This window comes from Arthrobacter sp. Y3221048 (genome assembly GCF_059092685.1).
The window spans coordinates 452,166-465,139 of sequence record NZ_JBNHHX010000001.1 but is presented as its reverse complement, the minus strand read 5'-3'; the positions used below and the strand labels follow the sequence as shown (position 1 = coordinate 465,139).

Annotated in this window: 12 protein-coding genes; 9 read left to right on the top strand and 3 right to left on the bottom strand. The window is 68.0% G+C overall.

Going from position 1 to position 12,974, the window contains the following annotated elements:
* The first annotated feature begins 2 nt into the window (after positions 1-2).
* Positions 3-1,013 (top strand): 5-oxoprolinase subunit C family protein, encoded by a 1,011-nt coding sequence (locus AC5RVS_RS02170; protein ID WP_494106943.1) that lies wholly within the window; start codon positions 3-5, stop codon positions 1,011-1,013.
* Between the two features lie 106 nt (positions 1,014-1,119).
* Here AC5RVS_RS02170 and AC5RVS_RS02165 read toward each other — a convergent pair whose 3' ends face one another.
* Entirely contained in the window at positions 1,120-2,325 is a 1,206-nt protein-coding gene (locus AC5RVS_RS02165; protein ID WP_493988903.1) for a DUF445 domain-containing protein, read from the bottom strand.
* A gap of 256 nt (positions 2,326-2,581) precedes the next feature.
* On the opposite strand from AC5RVS_RS02165, the gene AC5RVS_RS02160 reads away from it, so the two are divergent.
* The 4 genes from AC5RVS_RS02160 to AC5RVS_RS02145 all read left to right on the top strand — a co-directional run bounded on the left by AC5RVS_RS02160 (position 2,582) and on the right by AC5RVS_RS02145 (position 6,989).
* On the top strand, positions 2,582-3,448 hold the full coding sequence (locus AC5RVS_RS02160; protein ID WP_494106942.1) for a glycerophosphodiester phosphodiesterase family protein: 867 nt from the start codon (positions 2,582-2,584) through the stop codon (positions 3,446-3,448).
* 47 nt (positions 3,449-3,495) lie between these two features.
* Complete coding sequence (locus AC5RVS_RS02155; protein WP_493988503.1) at positions 3,496-5,775, top strand: glycoside hydrolase family 15 protein; 2,280 nt, start codon at positions 3,496-3,498, stop codon at positions 5,773-5,775.
* 96 nt (positions 5,776-5,871) lie between these two features.
* Positions 5,872-6,681, top strand: coding sequence for an AzlC family ABC transporter permease (locus tag AC5RVS_RS02150; RefSeq protein ID WP_493988504.1), 810 nt, complete (start codon positions 5,872-5,874; stop codon positions 6,679-6,681).
* On the top strand, positions 6,678-6,989 hold the full coding sequence (locus AC5RVS_RS02145; RefSeq protein ID WP_493988505.1) for an AzlD domain-containing protein: 312 nt from the start codon (positions 6,678-6,680) through the stop codon (positions 6,987-6,989). Before AC5RVS_RS02150 ends, AC5RVS_RS02145 begins: the two co-directional genes overlap by 4 nt.
* 88 nt (positions 6,990-7,077) lie before the next feature.
* Here the strand turns inward: AC5RVS_RS02145 and AC5RVS_RS02140 are convergent, their stop codons facing one another.
* A complete protein-coding gene (locus tag AC5RVS_RS02140) occupies positions 7,078-8,028 on the bottom strand; it encodes a zinc-binding dehydrogenase (RefSeq protein ID WP_493988506.1) in 951 nt (316 codons plus the stop codon).
* A gap of 230 nt (positions 8,029-8,258) precedes the next feature.
* On the opposite strand from AC5RVS_RS02140, the gene AC5RVS_RS02135 reads away from it, so the two are divergent.
* The 3 genes from AC5RVS_RS02135 to AC5RVS_RS02125 are packed head-to-tail and all read left to right on the top strand — an operon-like array spanning position 8,259 to position 10,153.
* A complete protein-coding gene (locus tag AC5RVS_RS02135) occupies positions 8,259-8,588 on the top strand; it encodes a thiamine-binding protein (protein ID WP_493988507.1) in 330 nt (109 codons plus the stop codon).
* 14 nt (positions 8,589-8,602) lie between these two features.
* Entirely contained in the window at positions 8,603-9,292 is a 690-nt protein-coding gene (locus AC5RVS_RS02130) for an O-methyltransferase (protein WP_494107298.1), read from the top strand.
* 3 nt (positions 9,293-9,295) lie between these two features.
* Positions 9,296-10,153 carry a spermidine synthase gene (locus AC5RVS_RS02125; protein WP_494106941.1) on the top strand — a complete coding sequence of 286 codons (858 nt, stop codon included), beginning with the start codon at positions 9,296-9,298 and terminating at the stop codon, positions 10,151-10,153.
* Between the two features lie 270 nt (positions 10,154-10,423).
* Here the strand turns inward: AC5RVS_RS02125 and AC5RVS_RS02120 are convergent, their stop codons facing one another.
* Positions 10,424-11,353 (bottom strand): LysR family transcriptional regulator, encoded by a 930-nt coding sequence (locus tag AC5RVS_RS02120; RefSeq protein WP_493988509.1) that lies wholly within the window; start codon positions 11,351-11,353, stop codon positions 10,424-10,426.
* A 157-nt stretch (positions 11,354-11,510) separates the two neighbouring features.
* Here AC5RVS_RS02120 and AC5RVS_RS02115 point away from each other — a divergent pair, with 157 nt between their 5' ends.
* Positions 11,511-12,899: an MFS transporter gene (locus tag AC5RVS_RS02115; RefSeq protein WP_493988510.1), complete on the top strand. Its 1,389-nt coding sequence runs from the start codon at positions 11,511-11,513 to the stop codon at positions 12,897-12,899.
* The last annotated feature ends 75 nt before the right edge of the window (positions 12,900-12,974 follow it).

Sequence of the window (12,974 nt, the reverse complement as noted above, 5' to 3'; positions counted from 1 at the left end):
CGGTGATCACCGTGGTCACGGCGGGACCGCAACTCCTGGTGCAGGACCTCGGCCGGCCGGGCCATGCCGCGATCGGGCTGAGCCCGTCCGGCGCACTGGATCACCGGGCACTGCGCACGGCCAACCGGCTGGTCGGAAACCCCGAAACCGCGGCCGGGCTGGAGCTGCTGCTGGGCGGCGCTGTCCTGCAGTTCGGCGCCGACACGGTGGTGGCGGTGACCGGGGCCTCGGGCAAACTTTCGGTGGCGGGTTCGGCGGTCCCGGCGGCGAAATCCCCGGCAGCGGGCCGGCCGCGGAAGGACCACCCGGATCTTTACCGGCCCTTCCGTGTCCGTGCCGGCCAGCGGCTGGAAATCGCCCCCGCCGCGTCCGGGCTGAGGTATTACCTGGCGGTGGTCGGCGGCATCGTGGCCGACACCCTGATGGGATCGGCGGCCACGGATCTGCTCTCCGGCATGGGGCCGGCTCCGCTGCGGGACGGGGACGTGGTGGAGACCGGGGCTGTTCCACCGGCCGAGGAAACCGGTTTGAACGCGCGGACCCGTTCGAACGTCGCCGCCGCGCTCGCCGGTACTGGCCAAGGACCCGCCGCGGGCGAAGCGCCCGTTCCCGGCCAGCGGCCCGCCGTCGATTCCCGCTGGACGCCGGTGCCGCTGCCGCCCGCCGCTGCCGTGACAGTGCGGCTGCGCCCCGGGCCGCGGTTGGATTGGTTCACCGCCGACGCGCGCCAGCGCCTGGTGCTGGGCCATTGGACGGTCAGCGCCGAGAGCAACCGGATCGGGCTGCGCCTGCTGGGCCTGCCGCTGCAGCGCGCGGTCGACCGGGAACTGCCCAGCGAAGGCATGGTCACCGGCGCGGTGCAGGTGCCGCCGTCGGGCTTGCCCACCGTATTCCTGGCCGACCATCCGGTGACCGGCGGCTATCCCGTGCCGGCCGTGGTGGAAGCGGCCGACCTCCCGCTGCTGGCCCAGACGCGGCCCGGCCAACGGCTCCGCTTTCTCTGGGCGGGCTAGGAGCCGCGCGGCGGACCTTGCGCTCCGTTTCGGGCTAGTGCTCCGGTTCAAACCGGAGCACTAGTCACGAACTGGAGCGGATGCTCCACAGGGAGCCTAGCGCCGGCTAGCCGAAGACGGCGGTGGCCACCGTGAAGATCGCCAGCCCGGCCAGGGAGCCGACCACGGTGCCGTTGATCCGGATGAACTGCAGGTCGCGGCCCACCTGGAGTTCGATTTTCCGCGACGTCTCCTGCGCATCCCAGCGCTCCACCGTTTCGGTGATCACGGCGGCAATTTGCGAACGATAGGTGCGGACCAGGTACCCGGCGGACTCCTCGATCCAGCCGTCGATCTTGGCGGCCAGCTCCGCGTCGGTGGCCAGCCGGTGGCCGAAGTCCCGGACCGCCCGCTTGAACGTCAGGCTCAACCCACTCTGGGGGTCCTCCACCGCCTCCAACAGGGCGGTCTTCAGCGTCTCCCATGTGCGGGCCGCCAGTGAACGCACTTCGGGGTCGCCCAAGGCGTTGTGCTTGATCGCTTCCACCCGCGCCATCATCTCCGGATCGTGCTGCAGGTCCTGCGCCAGGGAGTTCAGGTACCCGTCCAACTGCTGGCGCATCGGATGATCCGGGTCGGCCTGCACTGCGATGAGGAACTTGTACAACTCCAGATGCACCTTGTCGCCGACCAGCGAATCCAGGAACGGCGGGACCCAGGTCGGTGAGCGGTCCGATACCAGTCGCGCCACCGTGTCCTGGTTGTCCAACACCCAGTCGGCGGCGCGGTCCAGCAGCAGATCCACCAGCTTCAGGTGGTGTCCGTCGCGCAGCAGGTGCTCGGCCAGCCGGCCCAGCGGCGGCCCCCACTGCGGGTCGATCAAGTGCCGGCGGGCCAGTGACTCAATCAGTTCCTGCACGTCCTCGTCATTGAGGACCGTCAAGGCTCCGCGGATCGCCGTGGCGCCCTCGCGGGCAATCCGTTCGGTGTTTTCCGGCCGTTCCAGCCAGAGACCGGCCTTCGCAGTGATCCCCAGGGAGCCGATCTTGGCCTTGACCACGTCCTCGGCCAGGAAATTCTCTTCCACGAACTGGCCCAGGCTCGCGCCGATCTGGTCCTTGCGGCGCGGGATGATCGCGGTGTGCGGAATCTTCAGCCCCATCGGGTGTTTGAACAGTGCGGTCACGGCGAACCAGTCCGCGAGTGCGCCCACCATTCCGCCCTCGGCCGCGGCCCGGACATAGCTCAGCCACGGGTAGCGGTCCTGCAGCGCGAAGGACACCACGAAGACCACCGCCAAAACCAGCAGCAACCCCGTGGCGAGCAGTTTCATCCGCCGCAGGCCAGCGGCACGGACGCTGTCCGGCAACACGGAAACCTGGCTTGTACTGCCTCTCGGCGCGCTTCCCGGGATGTTTTGCGCCGCGTATCCGGCCGTCTGCCCTTCCACCGTTTCAGGTGCGACGCCGCCGCCCGTCTGAGTGCCCATGTTGCCTCCGAAACCGAATTGCCGAACGATCATCGTTCGTTCACCCATCAGTCAACCCTACGGCGGGTCCGGATGTCCGGTCATCGCGTACGGTGAATTTATGCACCAGAGGATCTACGCCCACCGTGGTTCCAGCGAGCAGTACGCGGAGAATACGAGGGCCGCTTACCTGCAGGCGATCGCCGACGGCGCCGACGGGATTGAGTGCGACATCCACCTGACCAAGGACCGCCGGCTGGTCTGTTTCCACGACTTCACGCTGGACCGCACCTCCACCGGTACCGGCAACGTGTCCGATCACACGCTGGACGAGCTGCTGCAACTGGACGTCAGTTCGTGGAAGGGCACGCCGATTCCGGCCGAGTACGGCGGCACCGCCGACCAACTGGTGACGCTGGACGACCTGGTGGACCTGATGCGGGAAGCCGGCCGGCCGCTGGGCTTGGCCATAGAGCTCAAGCACCCCAGCCCGTACGGGCAGGAGCTGGAAGACGAGGTGCTCAAGTACCTGATGGCGGAGGGCTGGGATCCGGAAACCTCCCGGCTAAACAACATTCAGCTGTCCTTCATGAGCTTCCACCCGGACGCCGTGAAATACCTGGCCGACCACATCCCCGGCCAGTATCTCTGCCAACTCCTGGACGACATCGACGCCGAGGAACTCAAGGCCAGCCTGATGATGGGCGAGTTGACCGTCGGCGCCGTCGCCGTACTGCTGCGGCGGGCGCTGTCCGAAGGCGAAGGGCTCATCGAAGCGCACCGCGTCGGGTGGGCCGGACCCGGCGTGGACTACGTGCGCTCGCATCTGCCGCTCATCCGCCGCTGGCTCGACGCCGGCACGCAGTTCCGCGTCTGGACGGTGGACGATCCGCAGGACGTGGAGCTGTGCCGGGAGTTGGGCTTCGGCGAAATCACTACCAACCGGCCGGCCGCGGTTCGCAGGCAGCTGCAGGCCGCGCCGGCCTGAAAAATTGCCGTTGCCGCAACCGGGGTCCCGTGTGATTGAGTGGAGAAATGGCATCTCCAATTGAGGACTACGCACTCATATCGGATCTGCACACGGGAGCCTTGGTGTCCCGGTCCGGAAGCATGGACTGGCTCTGCCTTCCCCGCTTCGACTCTCCCTCCGTCTTCGGTGCGCTTCTCGGGTACCCCGGGCACGGCCGCTGGCTGCTGGCCCCGGACGGTGCGCATCCGCAGGGCGGGGAACCGATGGGGGCGGAGGTGCACGGCAAACCGGGCAAGGACCCGTTGGAAGTCCAACGCAGCAGGCCGCCGGTGTCCACGCGGGAACAAGATGAAGCAGTGTCGGCAGCCCCGGGGAACCCCGGGCGGTCCGCGACGGACGAGGCCGGCAAGACTGCCGCGGTGAGGACCGGGGCCGCGGAAGCCGGACAAACCGGCGACGCGGCCGGCACCGCCGAGGCCGGCGCATCCGTGGGAGCCACTAGCGCCACGGAAACCGGCCCATCCCTGGCCGCCACCGGCGGCACCGGCGGCCCGACGACGGCAGGGCAGGGGACCGCACGCTCGACCATCACGGACACCTTGTCCCGCGGCGGCGTTGTGTCGGCACCGGCCCGCACCGAGGCTGCGGGAGACCGCAACGACACCACGGTTGCCGTAGAGGGCGCGGAGGCCGCACAGGCCGCACAGGCAGCAGAGGCGCCGTCCGCCGTCGTCGTTGAACGCTCGTATATTGAGTCGACGTTTGTGCTGCAGACCCGCTGGAAGAGCGACACCGGCGAGGCGCTGGTGACCGAGTTCATGCCGGTGGGCGACCGCCGGGCATCCCTTGTCCGCAGGGTTGAGGGCCTTTCCGGCGAAATGACCATCCGGCAGGAGCTGATCATGCGGTTCCACTACGGGGACGTGGTGCCGTGGGTGAACCGCGTGCACGACGAAACTACCGGCCGGGAATCGATCGTCGCCATCGCCGGCCCGGACGCGCTGGTGCTGCACGGGGAGCACCTGCCGCACGCCGCGAACCGCCGGCACGAAGGCGAATTTACGGTCAAGGCCGGCGAGACGGTCGACTTTGAACTGTGCTGGTTCCCGTCCCACCGGACGGTGCCGCCGGGGATCGACGTCGATGCCGCGCTGGCGGAAACGGTGCAGTACTGGCAGGACTGGTGTTCACGGTTCCCGCCCCAGGGGGACTACCACGGCATCGTCAAGCGTTCCCTGCTGGTGCTGCGCGCGATGACGCACGAGACGACCGGCGGGATCGTCGCCGCGCCGACTACCTCGTTGCCGGAGTCCTTCGGCGGGGAACGGAACTGGGACTACCGCTACGTCTGGCTGCGCGATGCGGCGTTGACGCTCGAATCGATGATGACCCACGGCTACGAAGACGAGGCGCTGCAGTGGCGCAACTGGCTGCTGCGCGCGGTGGCCGGCGATCCCGAAGACCTGCAGATCATGTACGGGGTGGCCGGGGAACGCGACCTGGAGGAACGGATCATCCCGCACCTGCCCGGCTATGAAGGGTCGGCACCGGTCCGGGTGGGAAACGGCGCGGTGGGCCAGTACCAAGCGGACGTGATCGGCGAGGTCATGGTCGCGCTGGAGAAGCTGCGCAACATGGGCGGCACCGAGGACCATTTCTCCTGGCCGCTGCAGAAGGCCATGCTGCACTACATCGAGAGGCACTTCGACCAGAAGGACCAGGGCATCTGGGAGATGCGCGGCGAACGGAAGTACTTCACCCACTCCCGGGTGATGATGTGGGCGGCGTTCGACCGCGGTGTGCGGGCGGTGCAGGAGCACGGCCTGGACGGCGAAGCCGAGCACTGGGCGGAGCTGCGCGACACGCTGCGCGAAGAGATCATGGAGCACGGCTTCAATCGCGAGATCAACTCCTTCACCCAGACCTATGACGGCACCGAGGTGGACGCCTCGCTGCTGGTGCTGCCGCAGGTGGGCTTCGTGAAGTACGACGACGACCTGATGCTGGGTACCGTCGCCCGCCTGGAGCGGGAGCTGGTGGATGCGGACGGATTGATCCTGCGCTACCGGACCGAGTCGGGGCTGGACGGGCTGGCTCCGGGCGAGCACCCGTTCCTGGCCTGTTGCTTCTGGCTGGTGGAACAGTATGCCCGCTCCGGGCGGATCGGCGACGCCCGCGACCTGATGGACCGGCTGGTCGGTTACGCGAACGACCTGGGGCTGATGGCCGAGGAGTACGACACGGTGAACAAACGGATGGCCGGCAACTTCCCGCAGGCGTTCTCGCACCTGGCGCTGATCCGTGCGGCGGACGCCATCAACGGCCACGCGCAGGAAGCCGTGTAGCCGCAGCCGCTTCCCCGGCCGTGTCCACAGTTTCCACAGAGGTATCCACGGCTGGGGGCGGGGCGCTGCGGCAGCCTTCCCGGCTACTGTAGACGGGTGAAGTTTCTCCAGTCCCCGGCCGTTAAAGTGGGGCTGTCCATCTCCATCGCCACAGGGCTGTACGGGGTGTCCTTCGGCGCGCTGTCGGTGGCATCGGGGCTCAACCTCTGGCAGACCATGGCGCTGAGCCTGCTGCTGTTCAGCGGCGGCTCCCAGTTCGCCTTCATCGGCGTGATCGGCGGCGGCGGTACCGGCCTGGCCGCCATGACGGCCTCCGCCCTGTTGGGTATCCGCAACGGCATCTATGGCATGCAGATGAACGCCCTCGTCTCGCCGTCCCGCTGGTGGCGGCCGCTGGCCGCCCACGTGACCATCGACGAATCCACCGCCACGGCGTCCGGCCAGGACGACCCCGGCGAGCAGCGGCGCGGTTTTTGGACCGCCGGCGTGGGCATATTCCTGCTTTGGAATCTATTCACCCTGGTGGGCGCCTTGGCCGGCAACGCCTTGGGGGATCCGAGGCAGTGGGGCCTGGACGGAGCCGCCGTTGCCGCGTTCCTGGCGCTGCTGTGGCCGAGGCTGAAAGGCAAGGAACCGGCTGCCATTGCGATTGCCTGCGCCCTGGCCACCCTGCTTGCCGTACCGTTCGTGCCCAGCGGCGTGCCCATCCTGGTGGCGGCGGCGGTCGCGGCTGCCATCGGCTGGTTCACCCACAAACCCATTCCGGCCGGCATGGCGCCGGACATCGAGCCCTACGAGGAGCCGTATTCCGAGCACGACGGCCCCCGCACGCTCGCCAGGTCCGAGCGCCGGGCCGCGGGACGCGACGACCCGGCCGGCACCGGGGACGGAAGGGAGACGCCATGAGCCTGTGGATCTGGATACTGGCCGCCTGCCTCATCTCCTACCTCACGAAGCTGGCAGGCTATCTGGTGCCCGCCAAGTGGATGAAGAACCAGCGGATGTCCCGGGTCGCCGCCACCATGACCATCGGGCTGCTCGCTTCGCTGACCGTTGTCAACGCCTTCTCCACCGGCCAGCAGTTGGCGTTCGACGCCCGGGTCGGGGCCCTGCTGGCCGCCGCCGTCGCCCTGCTGCTGCGCGCGCCGTTCCTGGTGGTGGTCATCGCCGGTGCCGCCGCGGCCGCGCTGCTCCGCCTGGCCGGCTGGGGGTAACCGCGGGCGGACCGCAACCGCGGAAAACGGCTTAAGGCAGATTGACGACGGCGGTGCGCACCGCCGTCGTCAATCTTGCAGCTAAGGGTCAGTCTGCGATCTTGGCGACCAGGCGCCCGACGACTTCGCCCTTCTTGAGCTTCTCCAGGCCCTCCGGGATCTCCTCGAAGGTGATCTCGGTGATGGTCGGAGTGAGCTTGCCGGTGGCGAAGTAATCGTAGACGCCCTGCACGTCGTCCCTGGTGCCGCCCTGCGAGCCGACCAGGGTGACCTCGGAAAGAATCAGGGCCTTGGTGCTGATGGTCGATTCCAGCCGGCCCATGCCGACCTGGACCACTCGGCCGCCGCGGCGGACCGTCTCGATGGCCTCGGCGGTGGTTGTGCCGAAGCCGGCAAAATCAACGATGACGTCCAGGCCGATCTCCTTGAACTCGGCGATGGACTTCGCCACGTCCTTGGCGCCGATCTCCTTGGCCTGGTCCCAGATCTTCTCGTTGACCTCGGCGATGTAGACGTCGGCGCCGGCCAACACGGCCACGCGGGCGCCAATGGAGCCCAGGCCGCCGAAGCCGATGATGCCGACCTTGTCGCCGGCCTTGACCTGACCGTTGGCGATGACGGCGTGGTGGCTGGTCATGCCGGCATCGGTGCCGGCCGCGCCCTGGGCGAAGCTGACGTTATCCGGGATGCGGACAAGGGCCTGCTGGTCGATGGCGGTCTTGAAGGAGAAGCCGCCGTCGAAGGCGTAGCCGGGAGCGCCGGCCGGGGTGGTCGGGCAGCAGCCCACGCGGTCGCCGACCTTCCAGTCGGTGACGCCTTCGCCGACCTCGGTGATGACGCCGGCAACCTCATGGCCGAGGGTGATGGGGCGCTTGGCCAGCGTCGAGAGCCAGCCCTCGTCCTCAAGCATGCCGACATCGGAGTGGCACAACCCGGCCGACTTGATGTCGATGACGACGCCGCCGGGTGCGGCGGTCGGCTCCTCGACTTCGTTCAGTTCAAGCGGCTCGTGGGTATTGGTGAACTGCCAGGCTTTCATGGGGTCTCCTTTGGCTTGGCGCGGATGGTGGCATTCCGCAGGCAACCGGCGGAACGGTGCGGCGGAACGTGCGGGTGCGAACCCGCACGTCCAGTTTAGCTCCAGGACGCGCCATTTTTTATGCATATGCATGTAAAGTGCGTCACGTACAGTGCTGCCTGAGGCCTCCCGGTTGCGGCAGGTGACACCGGACCTGTGCGCCGGCACGGGTGCTGTGGAAGACTGAGGCCATGCTTGTAGCCTTCTCTGTTGCACCCTCCGGGGTGCCCGTCGCCGGTCCCGCACCCCATGACGCCTCGGTCCATGACGCGGTGGCCGAGGCCGTCCGGATCGTCCGGGAATCCGGGCTGCCGAACCATACCGACGCGATGTTCACCACCATCGAGGGCGAGTGGGACGAGGTGATGGCCGTGATCAAGCGTGCCACCGAGGCCGTGGGCCGTCACGGATCCCGCGTGTCGCTGGTGCTCAAGGCGGACATTCGTCCGGGATACTACGGCGAGCTCAACGGCAAGGTGGACCGGCTGGAGGCTGCCATCGCCGAGCAGGAGCAGCAGTGACCGTCCAGCCGGGCATGCCGGACGTCGATGCGGCAGCGGCGTGGACCGCCGTCGAAGACTACCTGACCGTCACCTTGGTGGGGGAGGACCCGTCCCAGGTCGCGGCCCGGGAGGGGGCCGCACAAGAAGGCCTGCCCGCGATCGAGGTGAGCGCAACCCAGGGCAAGCTGCTGATGCTGCTGGCCAGGCTGACCGGTGCGCGCAAGGTGCTGGAGATCGGCACGCTCGGTGGCTACAGCACCATCTGGTTGGCCCGCGGACTGCCGGACGACGGCGAGGTGGTCAGCTGCGAGTACGAACCGCGGCACGCCGAGGTGGCGCAGCGGAACCTGGAGGCCGCCGGCGTCGCGGAGAAAGTCAGCATCCGGGTAGGCGCGGCGCTGGAAACCCTGCCGCAACTGGCCGACGAGAATGTCGGGCCGTTCGACTTGGTGTTCATTGACGCGGACAAGGAAAACAACCGGCACTACGTTGAGTGGGCCCTGCAGCTGACCCGTCCCGGCAGCCTGATTGTGGTGGATAACGTGGTCCGTTCCGGCAAGGTGCTGACCAACGGCGGCGACGCCAGCGCGGAGGACCGCGACATCCGCGGTACCCGCGATGCACTGGCGCTGCTGGGCTCCGACGAGCGCTTGGACGCCACCGCGATCCAGACCGTGGGCGGCAAGGGCTGGGACGGCTTCGCGCTGGCGCTGGTCAAGTAGCCGATGGCGCGGCGAAGCACCCGTGCCGAGACGGCACGGGAGCCGGAGGCGTCAGGCGGGCCCGCCGAGGGACGCTACGAAATTTCCTCCGGGATCGCCGAGCTGGTCCGCGAACCCGATTCGGCGGACAGCTGGCTGTTGAAGATCAACGGCGTCCAGTCCTCCCACGTGGTGGTCGGCGATCCGATGCGGCTGGACTTCGAATACATGCGCTGGATGGCGGCGCTGATCGCATCCCGCTGGGGCCCCGAGGCACGGCTGCGGGCCCTCCACCTGGGCGGCGGAGCGTGCTCAATGGCCCGCTACCTGGCGGCCGCCTACCCGCAGGCGCGGCAGGTCGTCGTCGAGATCGACGCGAAGCTGGCCGACCTGGTGCGCCAGTGGTTCGACATCCCGCGTGCGCCGTTGGTGCGCATCAGGGTGGGCGAAGCGAGGGCGGTCACCGAATCACTGAGCGAGGACAGCCGGGACCTGTTGGTCCGCGACGTCTTCTCCGGCAGCGAGACCCCGTACGGACTGACCACGCTGGAATTCACCCGGGCGGCGCGGCGCGTCCTCTCGCCCGGCGGGATCTACCTGGTGAACTGCGGCGATACGCCCCAGCTGGCCGGTGCCCGCGAGGAGGCCGCGACCATCGGCGAGGTGTTCGAGCATCGGGTGATCATTGCCGATCCGCCAATGCTCAAGGGCCGCCGGCACGGAAACGTGGTGATCGCGGCCAGCGACCAGCCGCTGGGAACCGGTCCGGGACTCGTCCGGGAGTTGCTGCACGGTGCCGTGCCGGCACAGCTGTGGGACGGGCCGAGGGTAGAGAAGTTTTGCAGAGGATCGGCGATCCGGCAAGACCGGCCGGCCAATTAGGGGCCTTTCCCGGAACGTTATGACTTCGGCCGGAAATTGTTTGTAAGATGGACACGAACGGCCGTGCAGCGGCCGTACTAGGCCCGGGAGTGAGCCGCTTGCGGCTGGCTCTCCGGAGGCAGGCATAGAAAGAACGGCTTCGACACTATGGATGGTGGCTGGAGCGCTATGTCTGCTCAGCCGGATTCGATCCGGCGCCGGATGCCGGGTGCTGACAACCTAATCCCCCCAAGTTAGGTCCAGTGCCCGGCATCTCGGTCATTAATCCTTTCACCGCGTTTGACCGCCGGTCCCCTTCCCCAGCAGCTCGGCTTCCCGGCTGCGGGTCTCGCGCCTGAGCGCATCAACGACCGCCGCCACCGCCGGCTGCCGCAGCGACTCCGGACGTGCCACCAGCCAGTAGCCGAGCCGCTCCTCCAGTTCCCCCGGCAGGATGCGGACCAGATCCGGGTGGCGGTTGGCCATGAAGCAGGGCAGCAGGCCGAGGCCGGCACCGGCGCGGGTTGCCTCTACGTGGACGAACACGTTGGTGGAACCCAGGGCGGTGGCCATCGCCGGCAGCAAGCGGCGCGCGGCGTCGAGATCGTCCACCTGCAGCATGGAGTCCACGAAATAGACCAGCGGGTGGTTCATGGCCGCGCGCACGCTGTCCGGTGCGCCGTGTTCCGCCAGATAGTCCCGGGAACCGTAGAGGCCCAGCACATAGTTGCCCAGCCGGATGGATCGGGCACGGATAACCTGCGGCCGCCCGACGACGACTTCGAAATCCAGGCCCGGCCGGTGTTGCGAGGCCTGGCGGGCGGCGGTAACGATCTCCACGCTGAGCCTGGGATGGTGCTGCTGCAGGCGGGCAATCGCCGGGGCGGCGACGAACGCGCTGAAACCGTCGGTGGCGGACATCCTCACGACCCCGGCCAACCGGTCGGCCTGATCCGGCGTGCGCCCGAGCTCCGTCAGCGATTCTTCGATCCGCTCGGCCACCGCTGCCGCCTTGCGGCCCAGGTCGGTCAGCTCCCAGCCGCCCGGCGCCCCGGAGAACACGCGGCCGCCCAGGGCCTTTTCGACGGCGGCGATGCGACGGGAGACAGTGGTGTGGTTCAGGCCCAGGTTTTCGGCCGCCGAGGTATACCGGCCGGTGCGGGCGACCGCGAGGAGGATGATCAGGTCGTCCGGCTTGGCGGACTGGGGCGCGGGAGGCATATCTGCATCTTTGCAGACCATGCCTGCAAAGTTTGTCATTGATGCACATGCGGGACCGGGGAATACTCGGCTACGTCTGATTGTGACCACACTCACAGCGTGCGGGGGGAGTCCGGCGGCAAACGCCGCAGTATCCGCACGCCATGCAAGGAGAATGATGAGCGCCCACGCTACCCCCACCGGACCCGGATCCGGCACGACGCACGAGTCGCCGCCGTCGGTCCTGCGCAAGGTCGTCACCGCTTCCATGGCCGGCACGGTCGTGGAATGGTACGAGTTCTTCCTCTATGCCACCGCGGCCACGCTGGTTTTCGGTGCCCTGTTCTTCCCGAATGCGGGCACCGAACTGGACGCGATCATCGCCGCCTTCGTCACCTTCGCCGTCGGCTTCATTGCCCGGCCGCTGGGCGGGATCGTGTTCGGCCACTTCGGCGACAAGCTGGGCCGGAAGAAGCTGCTGCAGGTGAGCATCATCCTGATCGGTGCCGCCACGTTCCTGATGGGCTGCCTGCCAGGGTTCGACCAGATCGGCTACTGGGCACCGGGCCTGCTGGTGGTGCTGCGGTTCGTCCAGGGTTTTGCCATCGGCGGCGAATGGGGCGGCGCGGTCCTCCTGGTGGCCGAGCACAGCCCGGCTGCCAAGCGCGGCTTCTGGGCGTCCTGGCCGCAGGCGGGTGTGCCGATGGGCAACATGCTGGCCACGGTAGTGCTGTGGGTGATGTCCGGCATCCTCTCTGAGGCCGAGTTCCAGGCCTGGGGCTGGCGCGTTGCCTTCTGGCTCTCTGCAGTCATCGTGCTCGTCGGCTACTACATCCGCACCAAGGTCACCGAGGCGCCGATCTTCCTGGAAGCCCAGGCCGAGTCTGCCAAGGTGAAGTCCACGTCCTACGGCGTCGTGGAAGTGATGAAGAAGTACCCGCGCGGCGTGTTCACTGCCATGGGGCTGCGCGTGGCGGAGAACATCATCTACTACATCGTGGTGGCCTTCTCCATCACGTATCTGAAGACCGTTCACGACTTCGATGTCACCACGGTGCTGGGCCTGCTGATCCTGGCGCACGCCTTCCACTTCGTCGTGATCCCGTTCTACGGGCGCCTGTCGGACAACATTGGCCGCCGCCCGGTCTACATGGCCGGCGCCGTGCTGTCGGGGGTCTGGGCCTTCGTCGCCTTCCCGATGTTCGACACGCAGAACCCGATCATCATCCTGGCCGCGATCTTCCTGGGCCTTGCCGTGCACGGGCTGATGTATGCGGGGCAGCCGGCCATCATGGCCGAGATGTTCCCGACCCGGATGCGCTACTCCGGTGTCTCGCTGGGCTATCAGGTGACGTCGATCTTCGCCGGTTCGCTCGCCCCGATCATCGCTTCCACGCTGCTGAAGGACTTCGAGCACTGGCTGCCGGTTGCCTTGTACCTGGTGGTCGCTTCGGCCATCACCGTCGTGGCAGTGATCTTCACCCGCGAAACGAAGGGCGCCTCCCTGCGCGACCTGGACCGGGCCGACCTGGCACGCACGGAAGCAGAAGTGCGGGCCCAGGCCTAGACGCGACGGCGCAAGCCAAGCGAGTAAAACCGAAGGGACCGGTGCCACCCGTTGCGGGCGGTACCGGTCCCTTTC

What these genes read in the sequence shown, in the direction of transcription:
- AC5RVS_RS02165 (WP_493988903.1), bottom strand. Translation starts at nt 2,325, where the DNA reads ATGAAACTGCTCGCCACGGGGTTGCTGCTGGTTTTGGCGGTGGTCTTC.
- AC5RVS_RS02160 (WP_494106942.1), top strand. Translation starts at nt 2,582, where the DNA reads ATGCACCAGAGGATCTACGCCCACCGTGGTTCCAGCGAGCAGTACGCG.
- AC5RVS_RS02155 (WP_493988503.1), top strand. Translation starts at nt 3,496, where the DNA reads ATGGCATCTCCAATTGAGGACTACGCACTCATATCGGATCTGCACACG.
- AC5RVS_RS02145 (WP_493988505.1), top strand. Translation starts at nt 6,678, where the DNA reads ATGAGCCTGTGGATCTGGATACTGGCCGCCTGCCTCATCTCCTACCTC.
- AC5RVS_RS02140 (WP_493988506.1), bottom strand. Translation starts at nt 8,028, where the DNA reads ATGAAAGCCTGGCAGTTCACCAATACCCACGAGCCGCTTGAACTGAAC.
- AC5RVS_RS02135 (WP_493988507.1), top strand. Translation starts at nt 8,259, where the DNA reads ATGCTTGTAGCCTTCTCTGTTGCACCCTCCGGGGTGCCCGTCGCCGGT.
- AC5RVS_RS02130 (WP_494107298.1), top strand. Translation starts at nt 8,603, where the DNA reads ATGCCGGACGTCGATGCGGCAGCGGCGTGGACCGCCGTCGAAGACTAC.
- AC5RVS_RS02125 (WP_494106941.1), top strand. Translation starts at nt 9,296, where the DNA reads ATGGCGCGGCGAAGCACCCGTGCCGAGACGGCACGGGAGCCGGAGGCG.
- AC5RVS_RS02120 (WP_493988509.1), bottom strand. Translation starts at nt 11,353, where the DNA reads ATGCCTCCCGCGCCCCAGTCCGCCAAGCCGGACGACCTGATCATCCTC.
- AC5RVS_RS02115 (WP_493988510.1), top strand. Translation starts at nt 11,511, where the DNA reads ATGAGCGCCCACGCTACCCCCACCGGACCCGGATCCGGCACGACGCAC.